This is a genomic window from Xanthomonas nasturtii (genome assembly GCF_023337365.3).
GTDB lineage: Bacteria > Pseudomonadota > Gammaproteobacteria > Xanthomonadales > Xanthomonadaceae > Xanthomonas > Xanthomonas nasturtii.
Genome location: NZ_CP142084.2, coordinates 4,364,771 through 4,378,577, shown reverse-complemented (window position 1 = coordinate 4,378,577; position 13,807 = coordinate 4,364,771). Strand labels below are relative to the sequence as shown.

The 13,807-nt window shown below is 64.5% G+C and carries 13 protein-coding genes and 3 pseudogenes; 7 read left to right on the top strand and 9 right to left on the bottom strand.

The genetic code is table 11. The features are described 5' to 3' along the window. Positions 1-299: 299 nt before the first annotated feature. Positions 300-629 (top strand): annotated as a pseudogene (locus M3O59_RS19200) (IS3 family transposase); the annotation flags it as partial. Positions 630-733: 104 nt separating this feature from the next. On the opposite strand, the gene M3O59_RS19195 reads toward M3O59_RS19200, so the two are convergent. From M3O59_RS19195 to M3O59_RS19180, 4 genes are all read right to left on the bottom strand, one after another. Next, entirely contained in the window at positions 734-1,621 is an 888-nt protein-coding gene (locus tag M3O59_RS19195; protein ID WP_116906044.1) for a TIGR01777 family oxidoreductase, read from the bottom strand. A gap of 375 nt (positions 1,622-1,996) precedes the next feature. Next, positions 1,997-2,590, bottom strand: a complete 594-nt coding sequence (locus M3O59_RS19190) for a DUF4142 domain-containing protein (protein ID WP_116906043.1) — start codon at positions 2,588-2,590, stop codon at positions 1,997-1,999. A gap of 77 nt (positions 2,591-2,667) precedes the next feature. Beyond that, on the bottom strand, positions 2,668-2,943 hold the full coding sequence (locus tag M3O59_RS19185) for a hypothetical protein (RefSeq protein WP_064632729.1): 276 nt from the start codon (positions 2,941-2,943) through the stop codon (positions 2,668-2,670). A gap of 43 nt (positions 2,944-2,986) precedes the next feature. After that, complete coding sequence (locus M3O59_RS19180) at positions 2,987-3,268, bottom strand: hypothetical protein (RefSeq protein WP_064632716.1); 282 nt, start codon at positions 3,266-3,268, stop codon at positions 2,987-2,989. 407 nt (positions 3,269-3,675) lie between these two features. Between M3O59_RS19180 and M3O59_RS19175 the strand changes: the two genes are divergently transcribed. From M3O59_RS19175 to M3O59_RS19165, 3 genes are all read left to right on the top strand, one after another. Next, a complete protein-coding gene (locus M3O59_RS19175) occupies positions 3,676-3,840 on the top strand; it encodes a hypothetical protein (RefSeq protein WP_064632714.1) in 165 nt (54 codons plus the stop codon). Positions 3,841-3,928: 88 nt separating this feature from the next. Continuing rightward, positions 3,929-5,023, top strand: coding sequence for a DUF3182 family protein (locus tag M3O59_RS19170; protein ID WP_116906042.1), 1,095 nt, complete (start codon positions 3,929-3,931; stop codon positions 5,021-5,023). Then, entirely contained in the window at positions 5,023-5,892 is an 870-nt protein-coding gene (locus M3O59_RS19165) for an alpha/beta hydrolase family protein (RefSeq protein WP_116906041.1), read from the top strand. Before M3O59_RS19170 ends, M3O59_RS19165 begins: the two co-directional genes overlap by 1 nt. A 270-nt stretch (positions 5,893-6,162) precedes the next feature. On the opposite strand, the gene M3O59_RS19160 is transcribed toward M3O59_RS19165, so the two are convergent. The 4 genes and pseudogenes from M3O59_RS19160 to fabR all read right to left on the bottom strand — a co-directional run bounded on the left by M3O59_RS19160 (position 6,163) and on the right by fabR (position 9,080). Beyond that, positions 6,163-6,963: a hypothetical protein gene (locus tag M3O59_RS19160; RefSeq protein ID WP_116906040.1), complete on the bottom strand. Its 801-nt coding sequence runs from the start codon at positions 6,961-6,963 to the stop codon at positions 6,163-6,165. Positions 6,964-7,171: 208 nt separating this feature from the next. Beyond that, positions 7,172-7,588: pseudogene (locus M3O59_RS19155) on the bottom strand (RtcB family protein); the annotation flags it as partial. Next, positions 7,585-7,656: pseudogene (locus tag M3O59_RS21165) on the bottom strand (transposase); the annotation flags it as partial. The pseudogenes M3O59_RS19155 and M3O59_RS21165, both read right to left, overlap by 4 nt. 776 nt (positions 7,657-8,432) lie before the next feature. Further along, on the bottom strand, positions 8,433-9,080 hold the full coding sequence (fabR, locus tag M3O59_RS19150; protein WP_116906039.1) for an HTH-type transcriptional repressor FabR: 648 nt from the start codon (positions 9,078-9,080) through the stop codon (positions 8,433-8,435). A gap of 93 nt (positions 9,081-9,173) precedes the next feature. Here fabR and M3O59_RS19145 point away from each other — a divergent pair, with 93 nt between their 5' ends. Both M3O59_RS19145 and M3O59_RS19140 read left to right on the top strand, forming a co-directional pair. After that, the gene (locus tag M3O59_RS19145; RefSeq protein WP_181920575.1) at positions 9,174-10,250 is read left to right on the top strand and encodes a ferredoxin reductase; all 1,077 of its coding nucleotides are present in this window, start codon (positions 9,174-9,176) and stop codon (positions 10,248-10,250) included. A gap of 9 nt (positions 10,251-10,259) precedes the next feature. Then, positions 10,260-11,381, top strand: a complete 1,122-nt coding sequence (locus M3O59_RS19140) for a fatty acid desaturase family protein (protein WP_116906037.1) — start codon at positions 10,260-10,262, stop codon at positions 11,379-11,381. A gap of 66 nt (positions 11,382-11,447) precedes the next feature. Here M3O59_RS19140 and M3O59_RS19135 read toward each other — a convergent pair whose 3' ends face one another. Beyond that, positions 11,448-13,007, bottom strand: coding sequence for an EAL domain-containing protein (locus M3O59_RS19135; protein WP_116906036.1), 1,560 nt, complete (start codon positions 13,005-13,007; stop codon positions 11,448-11,450). A gap of 383 nt (positions 13,008-13,390) precedes the next feature. On the opposite strand from M3O59_RS19135, the gene M3O59_RS19130 reads away from it, so the two are divergent. Further along, on the top strand, positions 13,391-13,567 hold the full coding sequence (locus tag M3O59_RS19130; protein ID WP_010374782.1) for a hypothetical protein: 177 nt from the start codon (positions 13,391-13,393) through the stop codon (positions 13,565-13,567). Positions 13,568-13,807 lie beyond the last annotated feature (240 nt).

The window sequence follows — 13,807 nt, the reverse complement described above, 5'->3', positions numbered from 1 at the left end:
GAGAGGGGTTGGGGTGAGGGTACGGGGCAAAGCCACTCACGCATTCGACAGCGCGACGCTTCGTTCAACCGCATGGTGCTCGGTCAGCAGCGCGACGCTCCGACCACCAAACCCCACGAGGCTGCTCCCGTACCCTCATCCGCCCCTGCGGAGCACCTCTCCCGGCGGGAGAAGGGACTCTCCCTGCGCACCCGCACTACGCACGCGATGAGCGCAGCAAGGCCTACCGCATCCCCTCGACCAACTGTTTGGCGCCCGGGCGGATGCCGGTCTTGGCCGCGTCGTAGGCGCCAAGGCTGGTGCTGGATCAGGCAATCAAAAAACTGTCGCCCGACGCTCGGCCGCTGGTCCACTCTGACCAGGTATGGCACTACCAGCACGCGACCTACCGGCATCAGCTCGAACAGCACTGTCTGACACAAAGCATGTCCCGACGCGGCAACTGCCTGGATAACGCGGCCATGGAGAGCTTCTTCGGGACGCTGAAGTCGGAATTTTTCTACCTCAACCGCTTTGACAGCATCGACAGCCTGGAAGCCGGGCTGGTGGAGTACATCAGGTACCACAACGAAGACCGCATCAAGCTGAAATTGAAAGGCCTGAGCCCGGTAAGTACCGGCAACAGGCCACGCACGTCGTCTGATTGCCAACTGTCCAACTTTTGGGGGTCACTTCACCCCGGCGGCACGCAGCGCAGGCTGGCGTGCCGTCCGCCCAGCGTCCTGGCTACCGCTCAGCGCTGCAGAATGGCGCGCAGCGCCGCGTCCAGGTGGGCGTACTGGAAGCCGAAGCCGGCAGCGAGCGCGCGTTGCGGCAGCACGCGTTGGCTGACCAGCAGCAGGTCGGCCATTTCGCCGAAGCCCAGCCGCAGCACGCCGGCCGGCAGCGCCAGCAGGGCGGGGCGGTGCAGCACCTGGGCCAGCGTGCGCGCGAAGTCGGCGTTGGTGACCGGGTTCGGCGCGGTCGCGTTGTAGGCGCCTGGCTCGCCGTGCTGCAGCAACCACAGCAGCAGCGCGACCATGTCGGCGCGATGGATCCAGCTCATCCAGTGGCGGCCATCGCCGAACGGCCCGCCGCCGCCGAAGCGGAATGCCGGCAGCATGCGGGCCAGCGCGCCGCCATCGCGGTCCAGCACGATGCCGGTGCGCACCCAGCTCACGCGCGGGCCGAGGGCGGCAATGGTGTTGGCTTCGGCTTCCCAGTCGCGGCACAGCACGGCAGAAAAGTCGTCGCCGGCGGTGTCGGTTTCGGTCAACACGGTGTCGCCACGTTCGCCGTAATAGCCCACGGCCGACCCGGAAATCAGCACCGCGGGACGCTGCGCGACCGGCTGCTGCGCGATCCAGTCATGCAACTGGCGGGTCATGCCCAGGCGAGATGCGCGGAAGCGCTGCTTGCGCGCATCGCTCCAGCGGCCGGCGGCCAACGGCTCGCCGGCCAGATTGATTACCGCATCGGCGCGCACGCCGTCCAGCGTGTCCACTGCGGTGACGCCCGGCAGCTGGCGGCTGGCGCGGCGCGGGTCGCGGGTCAAGACGCTGACCTTGTGCCCGGCCTGCAGCAATGCCGGGCACAAGGCCTGGCCGATGAAGCCGGTGCCGCCAGTGATGAGCAATTGCATGAGAGGCCCCTGGGCCGAATCGATGCGGCACGATAGGCCAGGGCGCAGCCAAGCGAGGTGAAGCTGCGCGGCGATGCATCGTGCACGCCGGCTGCATGTCGCGCTGTGGTCCCGGAGCGGCTGGCAACACAGGGTGAGCAGTCGTCACAAGGCGGAAGGACCCGCCCAGGAGCCATGGCGCACCAGATCCTTATATGCCGATGCACTTCGGCGCCGATGCCAAGCGTTGTCGGGCCCGCCTCACGACTGCCCAGCACTTTGTCAGCCACTCTTAGGCCAAGACAAACGCATGGCCCAGGTACGCCGTTGCCGGCCCGCAAACGCAAACGCGCCGGGCGTGCCGGCGCGTTTGCAGGTAACGGCTTGATCAGTTGCTTACTTGGACGAAGACACCGCGTGGGCGCGTTCGAAATGTGCCGACACCACGCGGCGGGTCTCTTCCAGATGCTGTTTCACCGGTGCGCTTTCGGCGGCGGGCAGCAGCTCCGAATCGAGGATCTTGATGGTGTCGCCGTGGCCGATGACCATGTTGCGCATGAAGGCATTGCGGTAGGCGTCCTTGCCATCGGGCAGGGTCAGGGTCTTGGACAGCGCTTCCACGGAGGCCTTGCCCTTGGCACGCATGGCGTCGGCGCGCGGGCTTTCCGCTGCACCGAGGGCCTTGGTCTTTTCAAGGTTGGCTTCGTGGTCGTGCAGCATCTGCTGCGCGAATTCGCCGGTGGCGCCGCCCAGATCCTGTTCGATGGCCTGCTTGGCGAGCGCAATCTCGTTCTCGTCGATGGCTGCCAGCACGCCCAGCACTGCGGCGTCCCCCTTGGCCAGTTCGGTCGCGCCGCTGCCGCTGACCGGTGCAGCGGTCGGTTCCGGCGACACTGCCGGGGCAGTACGCGACGCATCGCCACCAGGGCGATCGCAAGCAGTAAGGGTGAGCATGGCCAGCAGCGAAGCAGTAACGAGCGTGGATTTCATGGATGTCCTGGAATGAATCGGCAGTGCCGCTGGGTGTATGCAACGGAGCCGCTATGCGGCTCCGAGGAATGCGTCGATCAGGCCCATTGCGGCTGGGCGACGGGCGTTATGCCCAATGATCTGGCTGGAATCTTCGGAGCGCGCACTGCGTCCTGCGCACTGCGACAGGTGCGTGCCATGCGTGCCGTGCGTTCGCGGATCAGCGCGTGTTCGCTGGTCGGGGCGCTACCCAGCAAACTGGCGACGTGGAAGCCAAGGATTTCCTCCGCGCGGTCGCCCTGGTCGCTGACGATGTGCGGAACCAACCGCTCCAGTCGTTCCAGCTCCTGCTGCACTTGATACGGGGTTTTCATGACGATCTCCAATGAAAAACAGGTATTGCTCGGTACTGCGTACTCAACTATTGCGCGTGCCCAGACGCTGCCAGCAATCGGTGGCTAGCTGTTCGTAGTTGGACTGGGTGTTGGACGAAATGAAGTGGTGCTCCAAGCGGTCGCGAAACAGGCGCAGACGTTCCTGATCACTCGATCGCGGTGCCTGCAAATAGATATCGCAGGCCATTTTCACCACCGGGGACAACTCGCTGAACTTGCCCGAGCCGAGGTTGCCCTGGGCGTGCCGCGCCTGCCAATGCGCGATTTCGGCTTGTACATCGATGACGGATGGATCTCTGCTCATGACTTGAGGTGTTCCGGGATAAACAAACTTGACGTGCAGGGTAACTGCGGGTATGTCAACGAATGATCATCGAACCCGACCATTGCAGCGCTGTGCGCCGGTGCAGGCTTAATTGGTCAGACTGGTCCGGCGTTTCTACACGCTATGCATGCAGGTGTATCTACGTGATTACATGAAGCACGCGATGACTCCGTGGCCATGGCGTTGATGGCAAGGCGGCCACGTTTTCGCACGCCAGCTCACCGTAACGGATTGCGCCTTGCACGCTGTGAAAGCGCCTCGATGCAAAATCACACGCGCAGTCGCTCACGCAGTGCTGCATTTCACGGAAGATTCTGAACTGCTCCACACCTGTGTAACGTCGCATCCTTAAGCTGTGTGGTGATGTAATGGAAAGAGCACTGAGGATGCAGGACAGCAAAAGCAGTGGTGGTAAGCCGCACCATGCCAGCGGCACTCCCGAAGCGCGGGTGTGGTGGCATGCCTTGGTGGAGCTGCGTGGTGGGCGTGTTGCCATCAGTTTGATCGTGGTGGTGCTGATCGTGCTGGGCCTGTATCTGGCATTGAAATAGCCGTATCGCGCCACTGCGCCGTCCTTTCCGTTCCTCAGCTGCGATGAGGCCAGCAACGACGCGCGGCCTAGCCGCAGGGGGAGAGGTCATGGCTCAGACGCAGTATCGGCAGGTGCGTGGGCACGCTACGCGCCTGGTGGCCGAGCATGGGCATGAACGCGCCACGCATGCATGGGTATGCAGCGAGATCGCCAGGTTGTTGGGCGCGCGCGATGCCGGGGTTGCGGGCGATGGCCTCATCGAGGTTGGAACATTTCATGTGCCCGACGACACGCTCACCACCACGCAAGCACGTGGCCTTGGCATTCGTGGCGCGGGCGATTTGCTTGGTGGGATCGTTCCGCATGCGTTCCTTGCCACCAAGGTGATCGGTCACCCGCTGGTGACCGACGATGCCGCCTGTCTTGCGGGGTGGGATCAGGCGTTGGCTAAAGCATTGATTCCGGCAACGCTACCGGGCTACACCGTGTTTTCGCACCCGGATGCGGTACATGCATGGCAGGCGTTATCGAGCGGCGGGGAAGTGCGCCTGAAACTGCCCACCGGTGTGGGTGGCAACGATCAGTGGCGCATTGCCGATGCAGTGCAACTGATGCAGGTGTTGGATAGCCTGCCCGAGGACTATCTGGGCACGCATGGCGCGGTGTTGGAGCGCAATATCCTGCAGCCATTGACCCACAGCGTGGGCGAGCTGTGTGTCGCCGGCATCCGGATCGCGTATTACGGCACCCAATGCAGCGTGCGCAATGCAGACGGCGGCGATGTCTATGGCGGCTCGTCGCTGCGCGTGTATCGGGGATCGCTGGAGGCGCTGATGGCGACCGCGCTGCCGCCGCTGGAGCAGCGTGTGGTCGAACAGGCCTGCAGATACGATCGATTCATCACTGCTGCTTATCCTGAGCTGCAGATCTCGCGGCGTAACTACGATGTGGTCAGCGGCGAGGATGCCAGCAACACGAGGGTGTGCGGCGTGCTTGAACAATCCTGGCGGATCGGTGGCGCCACGCCCGCCGAGCTCGCTGCAATTGGCGCGTTCCAGCACGATCCTGCATTGCAGTGGGTGAGTGCCTCCACCCATGAGATTTATCAGGGCGAGCCGCCGGCCGACGCGCAGATCTACTATCGCGCAACGCAGCCCGGGCCGGGGCCGCGCTACAAATACAGGAGGGTCGCTACGACGTAATGGAAGCCAAACTTTCCAGCATCGATATCCCGGTCGGCAACGACGCACTCAGTGGCACCTTGCTGACGCCCTCAGGCATGCCTGCGGTCCTGTTCGTACATGGCTGGGGCGGCAGCCAGCACCACAGCCTGGTACGAGCACGCGAGGCCGCGGGCCTGGGGTGCATCTGCATGACCTTCGATCTGCGTGGCCATGAGGGCTATGCATCGATGCGCCAGACCGTCACACGCGCGCAGAACCTGGACGACATCAAGGCCGCTTACGATCAGTTGGCGAGCCTGCCGTACGTGGATGCGCAATCGATCGCGGTGGTCGGCCTGAGTTACGGCGGTTATCTGTCCGCGCTGCTGACGCGCGAGCGCCCGGTGGAATGGCTGGCGTTGCGTTCGCCGGCGCTCTACAAGGATGCGCATTGGGACCAACCCAAGATCAGCCTCAATGCCGACCCGGAGTTGATGGCATATCGCCAGCAGCGCCTGGCTCCGCAGGACAACATCGCCCTGGCCGCCTGCGCTGCCTACAAGGGCGATGTGCTGTTGGTGGAAGCCGAAAACGATGTGATCGTGCCGCATCCGGTGCTACGCAACTATGCGGAGGCCTTCGTGCAGGCACGTTCATTGACCTCACGGGTGATTGCCGGCGCCGATCATGCGCTGAGCATCAAGGAACACCAGCAGCAATACACGCGTGCACTCATCGACTGGCTGACAGAAATGGTGGTCGGCCGTCGCATCGCGCTGGCCAAGGAAGTGGTGGCCACGCGCAAGCAATTGCTCAAGGGCCAGCAAGGCGCTGCTGCGACGCCGTCGGGACAGGTCGCTCCCGCATTCCGCGGCGATATCCGTGCGGTGGAAAAGACTTCAGGTTGAGGGTCCGTGACGAGCTGAGGCGCATGCAGTGGCGATGGCCACCGCGCATGCGTCGTTCTTGCGGTGTTGCAACGAGCAGCGCGCTTGGCGTTGCCTTGTGCGAATGCGTGGCGTGAAATGCATGCCGGCATCGATTTGCCTCGCCGGCCGCTGATCGCCCTTTTCAACGTGCATAACCCGCGCAACGCAGAACGGGCCCGCTGGGGCCCGTTCTGATTCAACGGAGTGCATTGGTGGCGCTGCGTGTTAGCGCGTGGCTATGCCCAGCGCTTACACCCGCGGATCGGTCGGATTGCGATGGGCCGCTGCATCATGCTGCTCAGAATCGAATGCTTCGCGCACTGCGTGCTTGGCCTTCTCCCAGCTCAGGCGCGAATTGGCCTTGAAACGGTCCCAGCCATCGCCCAGGTCGCGTTCCAGATGGTCGTCCCACTGGCGGCCGGCGTGCTGCTGGCGTGCCTGCATACCGTAGCGGTAAGCCGGGCGATAGTCGTCATAGGAATAGTCGGCATCGCGGTAGCTGGCACTGTCGAAGCGGCCTTCGTAATGCGTGTCGTTGTCGCGATAGACGGTGTGGGTACGGTCTGCACGGTCCCAGGCATCACGTGCCGCCAGGCGCGCTTGGTCCCATTCCAGGCGCGATTCGCCGCGGTTACGCGGCCATTCGCCGGCCAGCGTGGCTTCGGTTTCTTCCCAGGTACTGGTGGGGCGGGTTTCGCGTGCCTGCAGACCGAAGCCGTAGACGGTTGCGTAATCGCGATCGTAGTCGGTGCCTTCCTTGTAGTAAGGACGGTTCTGGTGCTCCTGGCGCCAGTATTCGGTTTCCACGGTCGGATCGAGCCGTTCGGCGACGCCCTTGCCGGCTGCGGCGCCTGCGAGTACGCCGGCTGCCGCCCCGATCAAGGTGCCCAACGGGCCGAACACCGTGCCTGCGAGCGCGCCCGCTGCCGCGCCACCGGCGATGCCGCCGACGCCCACACCTACCGGATGCGAACCGGGTGCACCGGAGATCGGGTCGCGGTTCAAATCCTTTGCTTCTTCCTTGCGTTCCTGCTTGTCGAGATTGCTCATACCGCCTCCGGTTGCCTGATGGATGCGTCCTGTGGAATCAGGCCGCGAACGAGGCGCAACGATGGCGTTGGAAGAGTGAAACGTGCGTGCTTTGATGTGAGTGCTGTCGCGACATGACTGAACTGTGCATGCCATCGTGGATGAGCTTGCTGACGCATGCGCGCAACCTGTCTGCGACAAAAAAAGGGCCTCTCATGCGGCCCTTCGCCTATCCCTTGATGCACACCACCTGGCGCAGGGTGTGCAGGACTTCCACCAGGTCTTGTTGCGCCGCCATTACCGCCTCGATCGACTTGTACGCGGCAGGCGACTCGTCGATCACTGCCGCATCCTTGCGACATTCCACATGCACGGTAGCCTGGCGGTGCTGTGCCAGCGTGATCTGCGCGCGTGCAGCGGTCCTGCTCATCACGCGCCCGGCGCCATGGCTGCAGCTATGGAAACTATCGGTGTTGCCCAGCCCGCGCACGATGTAGCTGCGCGTGCCCATGCTGCCCGGAATGATGCCCAGCTCGCCGGCACGTGCGCTCACTGCGCCCTTGCGGGTGATCAACAGCTCCTCGCCAGCGTGCGTCTCCTTCTGCACATAGTTGTGGTGGCAGTTGACCGCGCGCTTTTCCCCTTGATTGCCACGCCGCTTTCGGCCTCACGCAGAAAGCCGATGACCTGCTCGTCAGTAAAACGTTTCTTCACGTCCAATCTCCTTCGGGTAGGGAATTGGAATCCAAACCGCGGCGCTACTCAAAATCGGGGGGACGTCGGTTTCTGATTACCGTTTTATTCAAACGGTAATTCTAGTGTGTGCATGACCACGCGCCGCCCGTGCCCGACACCTGGGCACAGCGCTTTCGCGCCTGACCGCTTTGCAACGTCCATGTTGTCGGGCAATCCATGCCCGGGTGCCTGGAAGGTCATCCACACGATACGATGCGAACGCACAACGAAAAACGCCCCCGGATGCAGCATCCGAGGGCGTTCGCTTGCCTCGGAGATCGGGTGACCGATCTCCTTGTCAGGACATCAGTCGAATCGGGTGATGCGCACGGCTGCTTTCTTCGTGCGCATAAACGACGCCGCGCGGTGTGCGCTGGGCAGTCGATTGAATGTGGCGGAATGGAGCAGGGGCATGAGGTCGGTTCGGTGAAATGCAGGCATTCCTGCTGAGGGCGCGAACATTACCTGCGTCTTTTTCATTGCGCAAGCACTTTATGCAATTATTTTTCGGATTATCTTCGGATAGTCGAAAGAGAATGTAGTTGTGTAACGACCGCAAGGCGGTATTGCATTTGAATGCGACGGTCGGTGTCCGGCGATGACTTGATGCCAGGCATTGCAGATGACGCACGCCGACAGCACGTAGCAGGCAGTCGTCAGACAGTGTGTACGTCTCGCTCAGAATCGGCGTGCACGCTGGTCCATGCGCAGAGGCCGCTGCTCCTGCGTGCCGACGCCATCGCCAACGCAGACAATCAACCGCCGTGCGTGCCCAGGGTGCGCGCGCCGGTCAGGATCATGCGCAGCATCTGCGAGATCTGTTCGACCAGTTCGGGGTCTTTCTCTGGCGGGGAGTCCATCGCCACTGCGCCCATGGCAAACACCAGCCGCGTGATCGCCTTGGATACCAGTGCCGGTGCATGCAGCTTGGCGTTGTCGGCGGCGGCCAGGCGGATCAGGTCCACGCGCAGCTCGTCTTCGAAATAGCTGAGCTCGCGCTCCACTGCCTGCTTGAAGGCGTCCGAACCCACCGCGCCTTCGCGCAGCAGCACGTGCAGCAGTTTGTCGTCGGCGCGCAGCTGTTCCATGAACGCCTCGACCGAAACGCGGATCACGCTGCGGTCGGTGGAGGTGGCGCGTTGGCGGGCCTGGCCGATGATGGTGCGCAGCGAACGCCCGGCCAGGTCGATCAAGGCCACGGCGAGCTCGTCCATGTCGCGGAACTGGCGGTAGAAGCTGTTCGGCGCGATGCCGGCCTCGCGTGCCACTTCGCGCAGGCTCAGCGTGGACAGGCTGCGGTGCGGGCCGATCAGCGAGAGCGCCGCGGCGATCAGGTCCTCGCGTGAAATCGCCGGCTTGCGTGACGGCGGCGCGTCGTGGGAAGGCAGGACGATGGAGGTCATGAGTCGGCAGCCGGGCGTGGGCGTGAATCATAGCCCCTCCAGCCGATATACAAGTGTATACACGGCTGTGCATGCATGCGTATAGTGCACCCCATGAACCTGGCATCTCCTCCCAAGTCCAAGTCCCCGCTGCCGGCACGCCTGGCGCGTCGGTTGGTGTCGCCGCAGTTGTTCGATTTCTGGGCAACCCGGATCAACCCGCTGTGGACGCTGGAGCGCCCGATGGCGCGGCTGGTCGAGCGCAGCCCGGCCAGCCGCGACGCAGTGACCCTGGTGTTGCAGCCCAACGGGCATTGGCAGGGCCTGCAGGCCGGCCAGCATGTGAGCCTGGGGGTGGAGATCGACGGCCGCCGCTTGTTGCGCAGCTATAGCCCGACGGTGCTGGCCGACGGCCGCCTTGCGATCACCGTCAAGGCGATCGAGGGTGGGCAGGTTAGCCGGTACCTGGCGCGCGATGCGGCGCTGGGCACGGTGGTGTCGCTGGACCCGGCCTTCGGCGACATGCTGTTGCCGACCACGCCCGCCCCGCTACTGCTGCTGGCCGCCGGCTCGGGCATCACCCCGATGCGCGCGCTGCTGCAGGCCGCCGCGCAAGCCGGCATGCCGATGGACGTGGACCTGCTGTATTGGGTGCGCCAGCGCGACGAAGCCTGCTTTGTCGACGAATTCAACGCGCTGGTGGCCGCGCATCCGCGCCTGCGGGTGCGGTTGCTGACCACCCGCGAAGGCGAGACGCCGGCCGCACGTATCGATACCTATCCGTTGGATCACATTGCCGCGTTGGACCAGCGCCATGTGATGGTCTGCGGCCCGGGCGGCTTCGTGCAGGCGGCGCGCGAGCGCCTGCAAGGGCGCGTGGCCGCATTCCAGGCCGAAGCCTTCAGCGTGCCGGCACTGGACGAAAGCGAAGCCGGGCACGTGCAGGTCCAGCTGTCACGCAGCGGCCGTACGCTCACCCTGGCGCGCGGCCAGTCGCTGCTGGAAGGACTGGAAGCGCAAGGCCTGCGGCCGGCACATGGCTGCCGCATGGGCATTTGCAATAGCTGCGCCTGCGCGCGCCAATCCGGCACCACGCGGCACCTGTTGACCGGTGAGCGCAGCAACGAACCCACCGCACAGGTCCGCCTGTGCATCAGTGCCCCGAGCACTGACCTGATCCTGGATCTGTAAGGAATCTTCATGAGCCGAGTCCATAACCGTGCCCTGTCCGCTGCCGAACTGCAGTCCTTCGGCGACGAACTCGATGCCATCCGCGCCCGCGTGCAGCGCCAGGTCGGCGCCGACGATGCGCGCTACATCCGCCGCATCGTGGCGGCCGTGCGCTGGACCGGCGTGGCCGGCCGCGCGCTGCTGTTCCTGGGCGCGTTCGTGCACAGCGTGCTGATTCCGGCGTGGATTGCCGGTGTGGTGCTGCTGACGCTGTCCAAGATCCTGGAGAACATGGAGCTGGGCCACAACGTCATGCACGGCCAGTACGACTGGATGGGCGACCCGCAGCTCAACGGCAACACCTACGAGTGGGACATCGTTGCCACCGGCGACAACTGGCGCAAGACGCACAACTTCAAGCACCACACCTACACCAATGTGCGCGGCATGGACGATGACATCGGCTACGGCCTGCTGCGCATCTTCCCCGAGCAGCGCTGGCGCCCGTTCTACCTGCTGCAGCCGTTCATCGCGGTGGTGTTTGCGCTGCTGTTCGAATGGGGCGTGGCGATCCAGGACCTGCGTCTGGGCCGCTGGTTTGCCGGCAAGATGAAGGCGGCCGAATTGCGCGCTTCGTTCCTGCCGGTCGGCCGCAAGATGGGCCGCCAGATGCTCAAGGACTACATCGTGTTTCCGCTGCTGGCCGGCCCGTTCTTCCTGACCGTGCTGCTGGGCAATCTTGCCGCCAACGTGCTGCGCAGCATCTGGACCTTCGTGATCATCTTCTGCGGCCACTTCACTGCCGATGCGGAAGTGTTCCCGAAGGAATCGATCCGCAACGAGTCGCGTGGCCACTGGTACCTGCGCCAGCTGCGCGGTTCGTCCAACCTCACCGGCGGCAAGCTGATGAACGTGCTGTCGGGCAACTTGAGCCACCAGATCGAGCATCACTTCTACCCGGACCTGCCGGCCAATCGCTATGCGCAGATCGCCGTGGAAGTGAAGCAGGTCTGTGCGCGCTACGGCCAGCACTACAACACCGGCTCGCTGCCGCGGCAGTTCGGCCAGGTGATGTGGCGGATCGTGCGTCACGCGTTCCCGAGCCGGCCCAAGCCGGTGCACCAGCGCAGCGGGGCATTGCAGAGCGCGTAACCGCATTGCGCAGCGCGTGATCGCCATCGAAAGGCCGCCCATGGCGGCCTTTTTTTGTTGCTGCGGTCAATGCGTGCCGCTGCGCGCCTGTGCGTGATACGCGATGAAGCCGGTGGCCGGCAATGCGCGCGAGAACAACCAGCCCTGCGCCAGGTCCACGCCGTGGGCGCGCAGATAATCAAGCTGCTCTTGCCGCTCGACCCCTTCGGCGATGGTGCGCAGCCGCAGCGTCTTGGCCATCTCGATGATATGCGCGGTCACCGCGCTGGTGGCCGAGTGGGTGCCGATGGTGTCCACGAACGACTTGTCGATCTTCAACGCATCCAGTGGCAGGCCCTGCAGATACTGCAGGCTCGAATAGCCGGTGCCGAAGTCGTCGATCGACACCGTGTGGCCGGCGCCACGCAGATGGGTGATGGTGGTGCGCGCCGCGTCGATGTCCATCAGGCTGCGTTCGGTCGCTTCCACCCACAGCTGCCCGCTGTCCACGCCGGTACCGCGCAATGCCTGCGCCAGCACGCTTTGCACGCGGCCGCTCTTGATGTCTTCGGCAGAGACATTGATGGCCACATGCAGGTCCGGGTCGGCCGCCAGGGTGAGGCCGAGTTCGCGGATGACTTCGGCCACCACCAGGTCGGTGATCGGCAAGATCAGGCCGCTTTCTTCGGCCAGCGGAATGAAGGCGTCCGGCGGCACCAGCACGCCGTCGGGTTGCTGCCAGCGCACCAGCGCCTCGGCGCCGACGCAGGCACCGCTGTCGAGCGCGATGATCGGCTGGTAGTGCACGATGAACTCGCCGCGCTGCACTGCAATCTCCAGACGCGCCAGCGGTGAAAGCCGACGTCGCGATATCCACAGCACCACCCCGACCAGCAGCAGCGCCACCGCGACGCCGGCCGGCACCACCTGCAGCCGTGCCGCTGCCAGTGGCCCGCGCAGATAGGCTACCGGCTCGGTGACCACCGCGGCCCAATCGCCCCGGCGGTCGCGGCCGGACAGTACCTGCGCTCGCTCAGGGTCTGGCGCGCTGTCTGCCGGTGCCTCGACCAGCAACTGTTCGGCGGCGGTCCCGGTGCTGCTGAGAAGCTGCCCGTCCGGTGTGCCGATCGCCAGTTGCAGGCCTGGCGGGATATTGATGTCGGCCAGCGTGTTGGGGTTGATCAGGACGTTGTAGTCGTCCAGTTGCAGCGCCATCAGGGGATGCTGCGGGTTGGCCAACGGCAGCAGCCGCGTGGTCACCGCGATGCCGCGCTTGACCACGAAATCGGCAGCGGTCTGCGGAACGCTGTCGGGCAGTTGCCCCCACGAGGTACAGCGCAGACGACCTTGCTGGAAATGCCCAAGCTCGACGATGTAATGGCTGGTCAGCACCAGTGCGCGCATCTGCGCCAGGTGCGCGGGCGAACATGGCGGCGCCTGCGAGGCGGCCATGCTCAGCAATGCGCCATGCGCCTCGTCGAAGGCAGTTTCGGTGCGCCGGATCGACAGTGCGGCCAGCTGGCTGAGCCTGCTCTCCTCGCGCGACAACGCCAGCCGCCAGGCCAGGTAGTATGACAGACCGATCGGAAGTGTTGCGCACAGCAGCACCAGCAGCACGGTCACACTGATGATGCGTTGACGCTTCACCTCACCACCCGCATCGACGCTGCGGCCAGTTCACGCACAGCCCCCGGGGCAGTGCGGACAGCGCGGGCGTTGGCGGACGGCCCACACCGGCCCGGAAGGCGAGCGGGCGCGTCGCACGCAGCGATTGGTGACACAGGGCATGGGCTGATGAGGCTGCACGTCGCGAATGTACGACACACGCGTGCATTGCGCGCGTCGGTGGAGCGAAGCGGCTGTGATTTTTTTGCCGATCATCCCGCCGTAGGTCGTGGCAGTCGGGCTCGCCGGTGGATTCACGCGCCTGCACGCGACGCCGCGCTAGGGTCGGCTCGCCTGCGCTGCCGCACGGCAGCGGCGGGACAATCCGGTCCCATGCAAGGCGCTTTCACCTGGAGGAATCACCCATGACAACGCAGAAAGAACGCGTCGGCGGCACCGATGCAGTGCCGATCTTCAAGATGCAGGAAACCACACGCGACGGCGAACTGACCAAGTACGTGGTCGGCGACACCGGCGTGGCTTTCGACAGCCTGGAAGGCGCTCAGGCCGCCGCCAAGGATCTGGGCACGCTCAACGGTTGAGCCGGGCGGCATTCGAGATGCACACCGTCATCCGAACAACCCACGTCTTGCCCTGTTTGCGCCGATGCACAGCGACATCTTGATGGGTCTTTGACTGCCCACTATCGCGCGACCCTACGCGGCATGGATGCCGCATCAGAGCTTTGAGGAATGGATCCACGGCGTGTGCCGCGATGGTGGACAGGCAGAGGGCCTGCAGCCCGGCAGCGGTTCAGCCGTCTACGGTTGATCTATCCGTGC